General features: G+C 63.5%; 13 protein-coding genes. 9 read left to right on the top strand and 4 right to left on the bottom strand.

Features of this window, described 5'->3' with window-relative positions; translation table 11 throughout:
- Positions 1-36: 36 nt before the first annotated feature.
- Positions 37-2,139 carry a bifunctional rhamnulose-1-phosphate aldolase/short-chain dehydrogenase gene (locus tag AC0L2A_RS21475; protein ID WP_473610532.1) on the bottom strand — a complete coding sequence of 701 codons (2,103 nt, stop codon included), beginning with the start codon at positions 2,137-2,139 and terminating at the stop codon, positions 37-39.
- Between the two features lie 191 nt (positions 2,140-2,330).
- Between AC0L2A_RS21475 and AC0L2A_RS21470 the strand changes: the two genes are divergently transcribed.
- From AC0L2A_RS21470 to AC0L2A_RS21440, 7 genes are all read left to right on the top strand, one after another.
- Positions 2,331-3,140 carry a DeoR/GlpR family DNA-binding transcription regulator gene (locus AC0L2A_RS21470; RefSeq protein WP_473610531.1) on the top strand — a complete coding sequence of 270 codons (810 nt, stop codon included), beginning with the start codon at positions 2,331-2,333 and terminating at the stop codon, positions 3,138-3,140.
- Positions 3,141-3,186: 46 nt separating this feature from the next.
- Positions 3,187-4,182 (top strand): rhamnose ABC transporter substrate-binding protein, encoded by a 996-nt coding sequence (rhaS, locus tag AC0L2A_RS21465; protein ID WP_473610530.1) that lies wholly within the window; start codon positions 3,187-3,189, stop codon positions 4,180-4,182.
- An 84-nt stretch (positions 4,183-4,266) separates the two neighbouring features.
- The gene (locus AC0L2A_RS21460) at positions 4,267-5,808 is read left to right on the top strand and encodes a sugar ABC transporter ATP-binding protein (RefSeq protein WP_473610528.1); all 1,542 of its coding nucleotides are present in this window, start codon (positions 4,267-4,269) and stop codon (positions 5,806-5,808) included.
- Positions 5,805-6,782 (top strand): ABC transporter permease, encoded by a 978-nt coding sequence (locus AC0L2A_RS21455; RefSeq protein WP_473610527.1) that lies wholly within the window; start codon positions 5,805-5,807, stop codon positions 6,780-6,782. Before AC0L2A_RS21460 ends, AC0L2A_RS21455 begins: the two co-directional genes overlap by 4 nt.
- The gene (locus AC0L2A_RS21450) at positions 6,779-7,780 is read left to right on the top strand and encodes an ABC transporter permease (RefSeq protein WP_023803290.1); all 1,002 of its coding nucleotides are present in this window, start codon (positions 6,779-6,781) and stop codon (positions 7,778-7,780) included. Before AC0L2A_RS21455 ends, AC0L2A_RS21450 begins: the two co-directional genes overlap by 4 nt.
- The gene (rhaM, locus tag AC0L2A_RS21445; RefSeq protein WP_473610525.1) at positions 7,780-8,097 is read left to right on the top strand and encodes an L-rhamnose mutarotase; all 318 of its coding nucleotides are present in this window, start codon (positions 7,780-7,782) and stop codon (positions 8,095-8,097) included. Before AC0L2A_RS21450 ends, rhaM begins: the two co-directional genes overlap by 1 nt.
- Entirely contained in the window at positions 8,094-9,464 is a 1,371-nt protein-coding gene (locus tag AC0L2A_RS21440; RefSeq protein WP_473610524.1) for an FGGY-family carbohydrate kinase, read from the top strand. Before rhaM ends, AC0L2A_RS21440 begins: the two co-directional genes overlap by 4 nt.
- Here the strand turns inward: AC0L2A_RS21440 and AC0L2A_RS21435 are convergent, their stop codons facing one another.
- Positions 9,465-11,291: an alanine racemase gene (locus tag AC0L2A_RS21435; protein ID WP_473610522.1), complete on the bottom strand. Its 1,827-nt coding sequence runs from the start codon at positions 11,289-11,291 to the stop codon at positions 9,465-9,467. It lies immediately after the preceding gene.
- A 154-nt stretch (positions 11,292-11,445) separates the two neighbouring features.
- On the opposite strand from AC0L2A_RS21435, the gene AC0L2A_RS21430 reads away from it, so the two are divergent.
- Positions 11,446-11,649, top strand: a complete 204-nt coding sequence (locus AC0L2A_RS21430) for a hypothetical protein (protein WP_473610521.1) — start codon at positions 11,446-11,448, stop codon at positions 11,647-11,649.
- Between the two features lie 7 nt (positions 11,650-11,656).
- Here the strand turns inward: AC0L2A_RS21430 and AC0L2A_RS21425 are convergent, their stop codons facing one another.
- Positions 11,657-12,907: a D-amino acid dehydrogenase gene (locus tag AC0L2A_RS21425; protein WP_473610520.1), complete on the bottom strand. Its 1,251-nt coding sequence runs from the start codon at positions 12,905-12,907 to the stop codon at positions 11,657-11,659.
- A gap of 113 nt (positions 12,908-13,020) precedes the next feature.
- Positions 13,021-14,016: a UDP-glucose 4-epimerase GalE gene (gene galE / locus AC0L2A_RS21420; protein WP_287364430.1), complete on the bottom strand. Its 996-nt coding sequence runs from the start codon at positions 14,014-14,016 to the stop codon at positions 13,021-13,023.
- A gap of 282 nt (positions 14,017-14,298) precedes the next feature.
- Here galE and hemA point away from each other — a divergent pair, with 282 nt between their 5' ends.
- Positions 14,299-15,576: a 5-aminolevulinate synthase gene (hemA, locus tag AC0L2A_RS21415; protein ID WP_473610518.1), complete on the top strand. Its 1,278-nt coding sequence runs from the start codon at positions 14,299-14,301 to the stop codon at positions 15,574-15,576.
- Positions 15,577-15,692: the final 116 nt, after the last annotated feature.

The raw sequence follows: 15,692 nt of genomic DNA, 5'->3' as shown, positions 1-15,692 counted from the left end.
GGATGAGGGGCAGCGCCACCCTCAAAAAATGATCGCCTAGCGCGTAAAACTCTGGGCGTTGCCGGCGTCGACATTGACGATATTGCCGGTCGACTTGGCCGACATGTCGGAGGCGAAGAAATAGATCGCCTCGGCGATGTCTTCGGGGAACACCGAACGCTTCAGCATCGAGCGCGAGCGATAGTGTTCCTCGAGGTCGTCAGTCGACATCTTGTAGGCGGCGGCGCGCTGTTCCTTCCACTCGCCGGTCCAGATCTTCGAGCCGCGCAGCACGGCGTCGGGATTGACGACATTGACCCTGATCTGGGCCTCCGCGCCTTCCAGCGCCAGGCAGCGCGCCAGATGGATTTCGGCGGCCTTGGCCGTGCAATAGGCGGCGGCATTGGGCGATGCGGCAAGCCCGTTCTTGGAGGCGACGAAGACGACATTGCCGCCGATCTTCTGCGCCCGAAACAGCCGGAATGCTTCGCGCGACGCGAGGAAATAGCCGGTCGACAAGATGTCCATGTTCTTGTTCCATAGCGCCAGCGTCGTCTCCTCGATCGGCGCCGAGGTTGCCAGGCCGGCATTCGACACCAGGATGTCGATGCCGCCGAACTCGACCGCCGTCTCGGCGAAACCGGAGATCACCTGGTCCTCTGACGTGACGTCGATCACCACCGGCCGCACGAAATCCTTGCCATGGGCCTTGGCCAATTCGTCATTGGCGCTGGCAAGGGCGGTCTCGTCGATGTCGGCCAGCACGACGCAGGCGCCCTCGCGCAGCAGCCGGTTGGCCGTCGCCCGGCCGATGCCGCCGGCGCCGCCGGTGACCAGCGCGATCTGGCCGGCAAGCGCTTTCGGCTTGGGCAGGCGCTGCAGCTTCGCCTCTTCGAGCAGCCAGTATTCGATGTCGAAGGCTTCCTGCTCGGGCAGGCCGACATAGGTCGACACTGTCGAGGCACCGCGCATGACATTGATGGCATTGACGTAGAATTCGCCCGAAATGCGCGCCGTCGCCTTGTCGCCGGCGAAGGTGAACATGCCGACGCCGGGCATCAGATAGACCACGGCGTTCGGATCACGCACCGGCGGCGAATCCGCATGCTTGCACCTGTCATAATAGGTCTGGTAGCCAACGCGATACTCCGCCAAATCGTCGGCGAGACGGGCGATGACGGCGTCGACATCAGGATTTTTGGGGTCGAATTCGATGACCAGCGGCCGGATCTTGGTGCGCAGGAAATGATCCGGGCAGGAGGTGCCGAGCGCCGCCAGCGGGCGCAAATCCTTCGAATTGACGAATTCGAGCACGGCCGGCGAATCGTCGAAATGGCCGAGCTTGTGGCTTTTCTCCGAGATCAGGCCGCGGATCCTCGGCATCAGCCTTGCGGCCACGGCGCGACGCGCCGGCGCGTCGAGCGATTTGACGACTTCGCCGCCGAAGATCGGCTTGCCTTCAGACTTGCGCTCGAACCAGTCGATCGCCTGGTTGATCACCGAGATCGTCGTCTCGTAGCATTCCTTTGGAGTGTCGCCCCAGGTGAACAGGCCATGGCTTGCCAGCACAACGCCCTTGGCCTCAGGATTTTCGGAGCAGAATTTTTCCAGCCACAGGCCGAGCTCGAAGCCCGGGCGCTTCCATGGCAGCCAGCCGATCGCGTCGCCGAAGATCTCCCTGGTCAGCGCCTGCGAATCCTTGGCGGCGGCAATCGCGATGATGGCGTCGGGATGCATGTGGTCGACATGCGGCTTCGGCACGAAGGCGTGCAGCGGCGTGTCGATCGAGGCCGCGCGTGGGTTAAGATTGAAGGTGCAATGGGGCAGATAGGCGACCATCTCGTCCTCATGCTCGAGGCCGCGATAGAGACCCTTAAGCGCGCGCAACTTGTCCATGTAGAGGGTGGCGAAACCGTCTGTTTTAATCGAGGCGCTGTCGCCGCCGGATCCCTTCACCCACAGCACTTCCACGCTTTCGCCGGTGAGCGGATCCTTTTGCCAGATCTTGGAAGAGGTGTTGCCGCCGCCATAGTTGGTGACGCGCTTGTCGGAGCCAAGAACATTCGAGCGATAGACGAGACGTTCCGGCTCGCTCATTCCCAGGGCTGTCGCCTCATCCCAAAGATTGGCGAGGCGCGTGCCGGAGCGCTTGTCAAGCATAGGTAATCCTCCCGTGACGTGAGACGCGCAAACGGTGCGGTCCCTTTGGTCCGAATTTCTACGCAAGCGGCGGCGTTGTCAATCACAAACGATCAATATCGATCATATTGCATTGCACAATGAATTTATCTGATCGGAAATGATTGACACTGCGCGTTTTGAATGCCTAGATGTGCTGGCAGGGAGGAACCATGCACGAGAAAGAGCGCCACAGGATCATTTTGTCCGCCGTCCAGGAAAAGCCTGTGGTGACGGTGCAGGAGATGGTCGACCTGACGGACTCGTCCGAGGCGACGATCCGGCGCGACATCGCGGCACTGCACGTGCAAAAGCGCCTGCGCCGGGTGCGTGGCGGCGCCGAGGCGATCACCCCGCCGCAATTCATCGGCCTTGCCGGCCGGCCTTTTTCCGTCAACGAGACGATCAACGCTGCGCAGAAGCGGGCGATCGCGCGGGACGCCGTGGAACTGTGCAAGGACGGCGAGCCGATCATCATCAATGGCGGCACCACCACCTTCCAGATGGTGCATTTCCTGACCGGTCGCCGCATGCCGATCTTCACCAATTCCTTTCCGATCGCCGAGCACCTGCTCAAGCACTCCAAGAACACGGTGATGCTGTCGGGCGGCACCATCTACCGCGAGCAGAACATCATCCTGTCGCCCTTCGACAATGACGTGACGCGCAATTTCTATGCGCGCCGCATGTTCATGGGCGCGCAAGGGCTCGGGCCACTCGGCCTGATGGAAGGCGATCCGCTGCTGATCCAGGCCGAGCAGAAACTGATCGATCAGGCCGACGAACTGGTGGTGCTGGTCGACTCGTCAAAATTCCGCAAACGCTCGAGCCTGATCCTGTGCGGCCTGTCGCGCATTGCCACGGTCATCACCGACGAAGGCATCGAGGATCGCGAGGCCAAGATGTTGGAGGCCGCCGGTGTGACGCTGGTCGTCGCCCGCACAACGCTAGGCAACAAGGAAGAATCTTCGCTGCAGGCCTGAGGGTTCGCAGCGGCGATGGAATGCAACGCTCAAGGGAGGATATTCGATGAGCTTTCTGAAGAAATTGATGGTTACGGCGGCGTTCTCCGCCGCCATCTTCGTGAATGCGGCCTATGCCGAGAACGTCAAGATCGCGCTGGTGGTGAAGTCTCTCGGCAACGGCTTCTTCGATGCCGCCAACAAGGGCGCCGAAGAGGCGGCCAAGGAACTCGGCGACGTCGATATCATCTACACCGGCCCGACCAAGGCGACCGCCGAAGCGCAGATCGAGGTGATCAATTCGCTGATCGCCCAAAAGGTCAACGCGATCGCCATTTCGGGCAATGACGCCGACGCGCTGGTGCCGGCGCTGAAGAAGGCGATGGATCGCGGCATCACCGTCATCTCGTGGGATTCCGGCGTCGCTCCGGAAGGCCGCCAGCTCCACCTCAACCCCTCGGACACCAACCTGATCGGCGAGACCATCATCAAGCTTGCCGCCGACTATCTGCCGGAAGGCGGCGATGTCGCCATACTGTCGGCTTCGTCGACCGCGACCAACCAGAACGCCTGGATCGAAGCGGCCAAGAAGGTGCTGCCGGAGAAATTCCCCAAGATCAATCTCGTCGCCACCGTCTATGGCGACGACGACTCGGCCAAGAGCACGGACGAGGCCAAGGGCCTGCTGAAATCCTATCCGAACCTCAAGGCGATCATCGCACCGACCACCGTCGGCGTCGTGGCCGCCGCGCAGGTGGTGACCGACCAGGGCCTGATCGGCAAGGTCAATGTCACCGGCCTGGCGCTGCCGTCGGAGTTCAAGAAGTTCATCGACAACGGCGCCAGCCAGGCTGTCGCACTGTGGAACCCGATCGATCTCGGCTACTCGGCCGTCTACCTCGCCCATGATCTGGCGGTAAAGAAGGAAGAAGCCAAGCCGGGTGCGACGCTGTCGATCGGCCGTGTCGGCAAGGTCACCCTCGACGACACCAACTCGGCCGCGATGGCTCCGCCCTTCAAGTTCGACAAGTCGAACATCGAAGAGTTCTCCAAGATCTATTGATCCTGGAGCCCTTCAAGCCGGCGCGGCGGGGCTCAGGTTCCGCCGCGCCTTCAAACGAAACTTGCTTCAGGGCTTGATACGACTATGGACACGACAGCCCAACTCGACCCGACCACTGAGCAGCCATTGGCTGCGGCTCCGCGCCTGACCCTGTCCGGCATCTCGAAGAGTTTTCCCGGCGTGCGCGCGCTGAACGACGTCAGCCTGTCGCTCTACCCCGGCCAGGTGACCGCGCTGATCGGTGAGAACGGCGCCGGCAAGTCGACGCTGGTCAAGATCATGACAGGCATCTACCAGCCTGACACAGGCACGATCAGTATCGATGGCCAGGCCGTGACCTTGCCCAGCGCCCATGCCGCCTTCGGGCACGGCATCACCGCCATCCACCAGGAAACCGTGCTGTTCGACGACCTGACGGTGGCCGAGAACATCTTTCTCGGCCATGCGCCGCGATCGCGCCTCGGCACCATCGACTGGCGCACCATGCGCAAGAATGCCCGTGAAGTACTGAACACCATGGGCGCCGGCCACATCGACGCCGATGCGCGGCTGAAGGATCTCGGCATCGCCAACAAGCACCTCGTCGCAGTCGCCCGCGCCATGTCGATCGACGCCCAGATCGTCATTATGGACGAGCCGACCGCAGCGCTGTCGCTGAAGGAGATCGAGGAGCTGTTTTTGCTGGTCGAGTTCCTGAAGAGCGAAGGCAAGGCGATCCTGTTCATCAGCCACAAGTTCGACGAGATCTATCGCATCGCCGACCGTTACACGGTGTTCCGCGACGGCGAGATGGTCGGCGAAGGCCTGATCAGGGATGCCGGCCAGAGCCAGATCGTGCGCATGATGGTCGGCCGCGCCGTCGATCACATCTTTCCGCAGCGCAAGGCCGAGATCGGCGCGCCGGTGCTTGCCGTCTCCGGCCTGTCGCACCCGACCGAGTTCGACGACATCGGCTTCGAGCTGCACAGAGGCGAGATCCTCGGCTTCTACGGCCTTGTCGGCGCCGGGCGCAGCGAGGTGATGCAGGCGATTTCAGGCATCACCCGCACCAGCAGCGGCACCATCACGCTGGAAGGCAAGGCGATCATGCCGAAATCGGCGGCGGATTCGATCGACGCCGGCATCGTCTACGTGCCGGAAGAACGCGGCAAGCAAGGCGTGGTGATCGGCCTGCCGATCTTCCAGAATATCTCGCTGCCCTCGCTCAAGCGCACATCCAAGTCAGGCGTGTTGCAGCTGGCCGAAGAGTTCGCGCTAGCCCGTTCCTATACCGAGCGGCTCGATCTGCGCGCCGCCTCGCTCAGCCAGGACGTCGGCACTTTGTCGGGCGGCAACCAGCAGAAGATCGTCATCGCCAAATGGCTGGCGACCGCGCCCAAGGTGATCATCCTCGACGAGCCGACCAAAGGCATCGACATCGGCTCGAAAGCCGCCGTGCACGGCTTCATGGCCGAGCTGGTCGCTCAAGGGTTGTCGGTGATCATGGTGTCGTCCGAACTGCCCGAGATCCTCGGCATGTCCGACCGAGTCGTCGTCATGCGCGAGGGCCGCATCGCCGCGATCTATGACAACAAGGGGCTCGACGCCGAAACGCTGGTCAAGACGGCAGCAGGGATTGTGGCATGAAGGTTGTGCTCAAATATCGCGAAGTCTGGCTGCTCGCGGCAATCGTCGTGCTGATCGGGCTGATCTCGATGCGCTTTCCGGGCTTTGCCGCCTTCGGCAATCTGCGCCAGGTGTTCAACGACACCTCGATCCTGATGATCCTGGCGCTGGGGCAGATGGTGGTGATCCTGACCCGCTCGATCGACCTGTCGATGGCGTCGAACCTGTGCTTCACCGGCATGGTGGTGGCGATGCTGAACGCCGCGCATCCGGCAATCCCGATCCCGCTGCTGATCGTCATCGCACTTCTGGTCGGCCTGGTGCTCGGCGCGATCAACGGCCTGCTGGTATGGCGGCTGAACATTCCCTCGATCGTGGTGACGCTCGGCACGCTCACCATCTATCGCGGCGCCACCTTCGTCATTTCAGGCGGCGCCTGGGTCAATGCCGATCAGATGAGCCCTGATTTCATCGGCCTGCAGCGCGCGGCCTTTCTCGGCATTCCAGTGCTGTCGTGGATCGCCATACTGGTCATCGCCTTGTTCTTCCTGTTGATGACGCGCACCGCGCTCGGCCGCTCGGTCTATGCCATCGGCGTCAATCCGACAGCATCGATCTACGCCGGCATCGATGTCGGCCGCACCAAGTTCATTGTCTTCTGCATCTCGGGGATGGCCGCCGGTCTGTGCGGCTATCTCTGGATCTCACGCTATGTCATCGCCTCGGTCGAGGTCGCCAATGGCTACGAGCTCAACATCATCGCCGCCTGCGTCATCGGCGGCATCTCGATCGCCGGCGGCATCGGCTCGGTCGGCGGCGCAGTGCTTGGTGCGCTGTTCCTCGGCATCATCTCCAACGCGCTGCCGGTCATCAACATCTCGCCGTTCTGGCAGATGGCGATTTCGGGCAGCGCCATCATCCTGGCCGTGGTGCTCAACGCGCGCGGCGAACGCCGGCAAGGCCGCATTATTCTCAAGAAGGCGGAAGCGGCATGACCGACACCCCAGCCCCGCGCCACATTCCCGACCGGCTCGACACGCCGCTCAACTCGGCGATCTTCTCGTGGGAGGCGCTGCTGGTCGCGGTGGCGGTCGCCATCTTTGCCGTCAACAGCTTCGCCTCGCCCTATTTCCTCGACGCGTGGTCGCTGTCGGACCTGACCTTCAACTTCACCGAGAAGGCGCTGATCGCGCTCGCCATGGCGCTGCTGATCATTTCCGGAGAGATCGACCTGTCGGTCGCCGCCATCATTGCACTGGCCTCGACGATGATGGGCATGGCGGTGCAGGCCGGCGCCGGCACGCCGGTGCTGGTGGCGATCGGCATCCTGGTCGGGCTCGGCTGCGGCGCCTTCAACGGGCTGCTCGTCACCAGGCTCGGCCTGCCGTCGATCGTCGTCACCATCGGCACGATGAGCCTGTTTCGCGGCATCGCCTTCATCGTCCTGGGCGACCAGGCCTACAAAGGCTATCCCTCCAGCTTCGCCTTCTTCGGCCAGGGCTATGTCTGGTGGGTGGTGTCGTTCGAACTGACGCTGTTCCTCGTCGCGGCGGTCATCTACTGGTTCCTTCTGCACCGGACCAGCTTCGGCCGCCGCGTCTTCGCCATCGGCAACAACCCGGTCGCGGCACAGTTTTCCGGCGTGCGTGTCGGCCGCATCAAGTTCATCCTGTTCTGCCTGACCGGGCTGATGGCGGGCATCGCCTCGGTGCTGATCACCTCCCGGCTCGGCTCGACCCGGCCATCGATCGCGCAAGGCTATGAATTGGAAGTCATCACCATGGTGGTGCTGGGTGGCGTCAGCATCCTGGGCGGCGCCGGCAGCATTTTGGGCGTGGTGCTCGCCGCCTTCATCATGGGGCTGGTGACTTTCGGCCTCGGGCTGCTCAATGTGCCCGGCATCGTCATGTCGATCTTCATCGGCCTGCTGCTGATCATCGTCATCGCGCTGCCCATCGTCTGGCGGCGGGTGCGGCGGGAGCGTTTTACGTGATGGCCGAGAAATACGCGTTCAAGATGAAGCTCAATCCCGGCATGAAGGCCGAATACAAAAGGCGCCATGACGAGATCTCGCCGTCGCTGGTCGCACTGCTGAAACAGGCCGGCGTTTCCGACTATTCGATCCATCTCGACGATGAGACCAACACCTTGTTCGGCGTGCTGTGGCGGCGCGACGGCCACGGCATGGACGACCTGCCGCAGCACAAGGTGATGCAGCGCTGGTGGGCTGAAATGGCCGACATCATGGAGACCGGGCCTGATAACGAGCCGGTGGCAGTGCCGCTGGAAACAATGTTCCATATGGAATGACCCGCTACGTCGCCGTCATCGATATCGGCAAGACCAACGCCAAGTTGGCGCTGGTCGATCTCGCCGATGTACGCGAAATCGCGCTGCGCCGCATGGCGAACGCGCCTGTCCTTGACGGTCCCTACCCGCACCACGATGTCGAGCTTCTGTGGTCGTTCATCCTCGACAGCCTCGCCGAGATCAATCGCGAACAGCGCATCGACGCGATATCGATCACCACCCATGGCGCGACGGGCGTGCTGGTGGACACTGCCGGCGAGCTGGTGCTGCCGGTGCTCGACTATGAATTTGCCGGGCCCGACACCCTTGCCGAGGACTATGACACGAACCGTCCGGCCTTCGCCGAGACGGGCACGCCGCGCCTGCCGGTCGGCCTCAATCTCGGCGCGCAGCTGTTCTGGCAGCAGAAGCGCTTCCCGGCGGAGTTCGCGAAGGCCGCCGCGATGCTGATGTACCCGCAATACTGGGCCTTGCGCCTGACCGGCGTCACCGCCAATGAAGTGACCTCGCTTGGCTGCCACACCGATCTGTGGAACCCGTGGAAGGCCGATTTTTCGTCGCTGGTCGACAAGATGCAATGGCGCCATCTGATGGCGCCGGTGCGGCCGGCGAAAGATCGCCTTGGCCCGATCCTGCCCGCGCTTGCGATACGGACCGGGCTTGATCCGCAAACGCCGGTGTTTTGCGGCTTGCACGATTCCAACGCCTCGCTGCTGCCGCATCTCCTGTCCGATACGCCGCCGTTCTCGGTCGTCTCGACCGGCACCTGGGTGGTGTCGATGGCGGTTGGCGGCAACAAGGTCACGCTCGACCCGGCGCGCGACACGCTGGTCAACGTCAACGCGCTCGGTGATCCAGTGCCGTCGGCACGCTTCATGGGCGGCCGTGAGTTTTCGCTGCTGACGGACGGCCAATCGGAAGACTGGACCGAAGAGGATATCGCCACAGTGCTCGCGCGGAAGACGTCCCTGCTGCCTTCGACCCAACAGGGTTCGGGGCCGTTCCCGCATCACAGGGCAGCATGGCTCGACGCGGACGGCATCAACGGCGGCCAGCGCTTTGCCGCCATCTCTTTCTACCTGGCGCTGATGACCGCCACCTGCCTCGATCTGATCGGCGCCGACGGCCCGACCATCGTCGAGGGCCCGTTCGCGCGCAACCGGCTTTTCACGCGCATGCTCGCTGCAGCCACCGCACGTGCCGTCATCGCGTCGGAGGCCGCAACCGGCACCAGCATCGGCGCCGCCCTGTTGGCGTCGGTCCAAGGAACGGTACAAGGCGCCGGCGAAAGGTTCGAACCGCCGGTCGACCCGGCCTGGGCGGATTATGCACGTTCATGGCGCGCGGCGGTCGACGCACAGGGCTGATCACAAAATCCGCTTGCCAAACGCCGACATGACGAAATTGACCGTTTCCGCCGCCAATCGCAGTTCCAAACCTGATGTCAGGCCGGAAACGTCCATCGACAACAGCCCGCCGGACAACGCGATCGCCTCCATGGCCTGATGCGTTTCGCGCACCGTGATGCCGCCGGAGCCCGCCGCCCAGCCGGCGAATTCGGTCACCTCAGGCGAATAGCTGACATGAAAGCCTTGCGTGCCGGAGGAGGCGATGCGGATCGCCTCGTGCATCACGTCGCGCATGCCCATGGCGTCGATGTCGGTCATGGTGAAGGCGCAGACGCGCGAATCCTTCAGCACCCGGGCCTCGGCCGGATCTGCATGGCGCAAACCGACAATGACGACGTTTTCCGGCGACAGTTGTGGCTGCAGCGCGCCGGGCTTGTGATCGAGGCCGAGCGCCCGCGCCAGCACCGAAGCTTCCGGCAGGTCGATGCCGTCTTCGTCCTCGGGCATCAGCGCGGCGATGGAATCGATCCAGATCAAACCGAAGGAGTGCGTCGCCCGCGCGGTCGCCGTCAGCGCCTTGTGGGCGATGCGCCGGTCGCTGCCGGCGGTGAGCCGGACCAGGCCGGACGGCGGCCGCTCGATATCGGCCAGTTCGACGACATCGAAATTCATCGCCTCCAGCCGGGCGCCGGTCGCCTCCCTGGCCAGGATGCCGGCCGCCGCCGGTTCGGCAGATATCGACACCATCTTGCGGCCGGAGAAATCCTCGACATCGTGCATTGGCGCCTTTTCGACATATTCCGAGGTCATTGCCAGCAGCATGGCGCCATAGCTCATGCGGAAGGCGACACGGTCGCCGACGGCGGGTGGCGGCTCGGCATCGGTCACGTCGAGAAGCAGATGATCGCTGGAGGCGCCAAGTACCCGCACGCCCTTGGCAATTGGCGTCAAACCTTCGATCAAGACATCCTCGCGGCCGATATTGGCGATGGCGCGCAACCGGTCGCCATCGTCGGCAAACACCGGCTGGTTGCCGAAAGCGTCGTAGCCGGATTGGCCGATCGGCCGCGACGGCTTCAGCTTGACCTCGATGATGTCGCTGGTCAGCCGGCAGGCATCGGGTTCGAGTTTGGCCCACGGCGTCTCGCGGAAGGTTTCGACGCCACCCTGCAGGATCGCCTCGCCAACCCGCAGATTGTTGATGCCGGCGGGCAGCCTGCCTTCGAGCAGCAGCGTCAGCGACGATGACGCGCCGCCAGAGATCCAGTCGAGCCTTGCGCCGGACAGGCGCTCGGTCTTGTAGGCATGGGCGACGAGCTGTCCGAGATTTTCCTGCGTCGGCATGATGGCGCCGAAGCAGCCGAGATTGGTGCCGATGCCGGCGATGCGCACGCCGCTGAGCGCCAGTATCTGCTCGACCGTCGGGATGAGGTCGTTCGGCCAGATGCCTTCCCTGAGATCGCCAAGATCGATCATCAGCATGATGTCGTGGACGCGGCCCATGCGCTCGGCGATGCGCGATATTTCGCGGATGGTGGCGAGTTCGGATTGCAGGCTGATGTCGACAGTGCGCACCACCTCCTCGATGCGCGCCATCGGCGGACTGCGCAGCAGCATGATCGGGGCATTGATGCCGCTGTCACGCAGCCGGCGGATGTTTTCGAACCGCGATTCGGCGATGCCGGCGACGCCGCCGCGCAGCATGGCACGCGCCACCTGCGGCATGCCGCAAGTGCCCTTGGTGACGCCGAAGACCTTGATGCCGGACAGGGCGCAGCGGTCGACTATGTTGCGCGCGTTGCGCTCGATGCGGCCAAGGTCGATGGCGACTTGCGGTCCGGACATTTTTTACTCAGAAATTGTGCACGGTACTAGGCGCATTTATCTTCTCGGTATCGTAGCTGGCGAGAATTAATATCAATCCGAATGGGTCGTGTTCATGCCGGAAACAAGGGCTCTTGTATGTGGACATGTCTTTCGCTCAGAGAGGCCAGTCACATTGGTCATCCGTCATCTCGACGGGGAGTGGCAATTAACCTGTGGCGAGCACGACCATCCCGCAGACTGCGGAGATTTCGAAATTGTCGGCTTCAAGCATCTCACCGTCAGGCAAGATAATCTGACGCAGATTGGCGAGCTTGAATGCGGCTGGCTTGCCGAGTGGGTGCTGGGCGAATGGACCCGGTGCCGACACGACGGTTAATTCCCCCTCAATTGACGTAGACCAGCCCTTGCGGGTCGATCTCCGGCCTGCGGCCGGCGACCAGATCGGCGAGGAATTTTCCGGAACCGCAGGCCATGGTCCAGCCGACATGGCCGTGGCCGGTGTCGAGATAGAGATTCTGGTAACGCGCCCTGCCGATGACCGGCACCGAGTTCGGCATCATCGGCCGCAGACCGGCCCAGAGCTCGGCCTTGTTCTCGTCGAAGGCGCCCGGGAAAAGCTCCTTGCCGGTCCTGAACATGGCGGCGAAATCGCTCGGCTTGTGGCTGCGGTCGAAGCCGGTGAACTCGGCGGTCGAAGCAAGCCGCAGCCGGTTGCCGAGCCTGGAATAGCCGATAAGCTGATCCTCGTCGGCGCCGCCCATGGTCGGGCCCTTGCTCTCGTCCTCCAGAGGCACGGTCGCGGTATAGCCCTTGACCGGATAGACCGGCAGGTCGACGCCGTAGCGGCGGCCGAGCAGGCCGCTCTCCGGCCCCATCGAGATGACCACGGCGTCGGCTGTTATCGGGCCGGCCGAGGTCATCACCGCGCGCACCCGATCGCCTTCGATGTCGAGGCCTTCGACCGTCGTGGCGTAGAGGAACTGGACGCCGAGTTTCTCGGCGGCATAGGCAGCGAGGTTTCGGGTGAACTGGCTGGAGTCGCCGGTCTGGTCGATCGGTGAATAGACGCCGCCGGCTATTCTGTCCCTGGCGCCGGCAAGGCCGGGCTCGAGCTCGACCAGCCGCTCGCGGCCGACGATCTCGATCGGCAGACCGTGCTCGGCGAGATAGCGGTAATTGTCGGTGCCGCTATCAAAACTCTGCTGCGAGCGGAAGAAATAGAGAATGCCCTTCTTGCGCTCGTCATAGTGAATGCCGGTGTCGGCCGAGATGGCGTTGATGCAGTCGCGCGAATAAAGCGCCAGGCGCAGCTTGATGTCGGTGTTGGCGCGCAGTCGCGCATGCGTGCATTGGCGCAGGAAGCGCAGACTCCAGGCGAAGAAATAAGGATCGAAGCGCAGCCGCACCTTGATGCCGAGATCGTGGTTGTAGAGCGCGCGCAAAAACGTCCTCAGCGCAGCGGGCGAGGCCCAGGCGGTGGCGTCGCCGGGCGACACCAGGCCCGCATTTGATTGGCTGGTGCCTCGCGCCGCCATCGGATGGCGCTCGATCACGGTCACCTCGTGGCCGTCGCTCGCCAGATAGTAGGCCGCCGCCGTGCCGACGACGCCAGCGCCAAGGACCAATATCTTCATGCCGCCCCCAAAGGATCAGACGCGGCCGAAACGCCTCCACGTTTCAGCCGCGCAGCTCCTTCAATAGCGCTTCCACGCTCGATCTGCGAGCCCACGGAGGAAAAACCGGGACTTCAGCTCCGCGCCGAATTCTTGCCGGTCAGGATACGCTCCCAGGCCAGCGCGTCGGCGACGATCCGGTCGAGGTCATCGCGTTGCGGGGTCCAACCGAGCTCGCGGCGCGCCAGCTCCGAATTGGCGACCACCGCCGCCGCGTCGCCCGCACGGCGCTCGCCGATCCGTACGTCGAAATCATGGCCAAAGACGCGGCGCACGCTGTCGATAACTTCGAGCACCGAATAGCCGTGGCTGTAGCCGCAATTGGCGACGAGGCTTTTCCCCCCGGCGCGCAGCCGTTCCAGCGCCAGCCGATGCGCCGCCGCCAGATCGCTGACATGGATGTAGTCGCGCATGCAAGTGCCGTCGGGCGTCGGATAGTCGGTGCCGAACACCTCCATGAAGGGCCGCTTGCCGAGCGCCGTCTCGCAGGCGACCTTGATCAGATGCGTGGCGCCCGGCGTCGACTGGCCGGTGCGGCCCCTCGGATCGGCGCCGGCGACGTTGAAGTAGCGCAACGCCGTATAGCGCAAGCCGTGGGCGATTGCGGCGTCGCGCAGCATCCATTCGCTCATCAGCTTGGACAGGCCATAGGGCGATTCCGGTGCAAGGCGCGCATCCTCGCGCACCGGCTCCAGCCCGGCGCCGCCATAGACGGCGGCGGTCGAGGAAAAGATGAAATTGGGCACGCCTTCGCGCACCGCGGTCTCGATCAGCGTGCGCGTCTTGCAGGTGTTGTTCTCGTAATAGCCGAGCGGGTCGGCGACCGATTCGGGAACCACGATGGAGCCGGCAAAATGGATGATCGCATCGACATGATTGTCGCGGATGACCCCGCCGACCAGCTCCTTGTCGGCGACATCGCCGACGACAAGCTTTGCCTCCGGCGCCACCGCCCATTCGAAGCCCGTCGAAAGCCGGTCGAGGACGACAACGCTCTCGCCCGCGTCCAGCAGTTCCCAGACCATATGGCTGCCGATATAGCCGGCGCCGCCTGTCACCAAAACCGTCATCCGTGTCCTCGCTGCTCAAGATTTGTCGGAAGCTGTCTCAACACCCGCCTTACTGGAAAGTCTGCCGCCAGGCCATTAGTCCATGTCCATCAGTGCCTGCGGTAACCAGTCTCATCGGCGCATGGCATCGTCCTGAAACAAAATTGATCCACATCAAGGGAATAGGCCATGATCCGTGGCCGTTAGGAAACAGGCTTGGGGCGTGGCATTTTGACCAAAAAGGCCAAGTAGACGGCGAATAGGGCAATGATTATGATCCCACGGAAAAATTGGGAAGCCGAAATGAACTATCAGCGGTTCTTCGAAGACGCGATCGACCAGCTCCACGCCGAGCGTCGCTATCGCATCTTCGCCGACCTCGAGCGCATCGTGGGGAACTTCCCACGCGCCATCTGGCGCGCCAACGGCCGCGCCCAGGAAATCACCGTCTGGTGCTCCAACGACTATCTCGGCATGGGCCAGCATCCCGACGTCATCGCCGCCATGCAGAACGCCGCCGGCAAGATGGGATCCGGCGCCGGTGGCACCCGCAACATCTCCGGCACCAGCAATCCGCTGGTCGAGCTCGAACTGGAATTGGCCGACCTGCACGACAAGGAAGCCGCGCTCGTCTTTACCTCCGGCTTCGTCTCCAACGAAGCTTCGATCTCGACCATTGCGCGGCTGCTGCCCAACTGCCTGATCGTCTCGGACGAGTTGAACCACGCCTCGATGATCGAGGGCGTGCGGCGTTCGGGCGCCGAGAAGAAGATCTTCCGCCACAACGACGTTGCGCATCTCGAAAGCCTGCTGCAGGCGGCGGGCCGCGAGCGCGCCAAGTTGATCGTCTTCGAGAGCGTCTATTCGATGGATGGCGATATCGCGCCGATCAAACAGATCGTCGAACTTGCCGAGCGCTACAACGCCATGACCTATATCGACGAGGTGCATGCCGTCGGCATGTACGGACCGCGCGGCGGCGGCATCACCGAGCGCGAAGGGCTGGCCGACCGTATCGACATCATCGAAGGCACGCTGGCCAAGGCGTTCGGCACGCTCGGCGGCTATATCACCGGCACAAGTGCGGTGGTCGATGCCGTGCGCTCCTATGCGCCGGGCTTCATCTTCACCACGGCACTGCCGCCGGCCATCGCCGCCGCGGCGACCACGTCGATCCGCCATCTCAAGCGCTCACAGGCCGAACGCGCCGCGCAGCAGCGCCAGGCGACGCGGACGAAGCAGGTTCTTACCGCCGCGGGCCTGCCGGTGATGGACTCCGCTACCCACATCGTGCCGCTGCTTGTCGGCGATCCCGAACTGTGCAAGATGGCCAGCGACCGCCTGCTCGGCGTCCACGGCATCTACATCCAGCCGATCAACTACCCGACCGTGCCGCGCGGCACCGAACGGCTGCGCATCACCCCGACGCCATTCCATTCGGATCAGCTGATCGCGGCGCTTCAGGACGCGCTGGTCGAGACCTGGGATGCCTTGGGCATCTCTTACGGTTCTGCGGGCCGGCCGGCGGTGAGGGAAAGCGACCGCGTCATTCCGCTGCTGGTGCCGAAGTCCGGCGGCTGAGCTTCCGCTACCTTCGTCTTCCTAGGGCGTAGCAAGGAGCGAAGCGACGCGGCGCAGACCCTAGGATCCATGCCGTTACGTTGGCCAAGGAGTGCAACGGTTCGCAGCTGTCCGGC

Source organism: Mesorhizobium sp. WSM4844 (assembly GCF_055811775.1).
The sequence above is the reverse complement of the archived record's forward strand: the minus strand, read 5'-3'. Positions and strand labels throughout refer to the sequence as shown.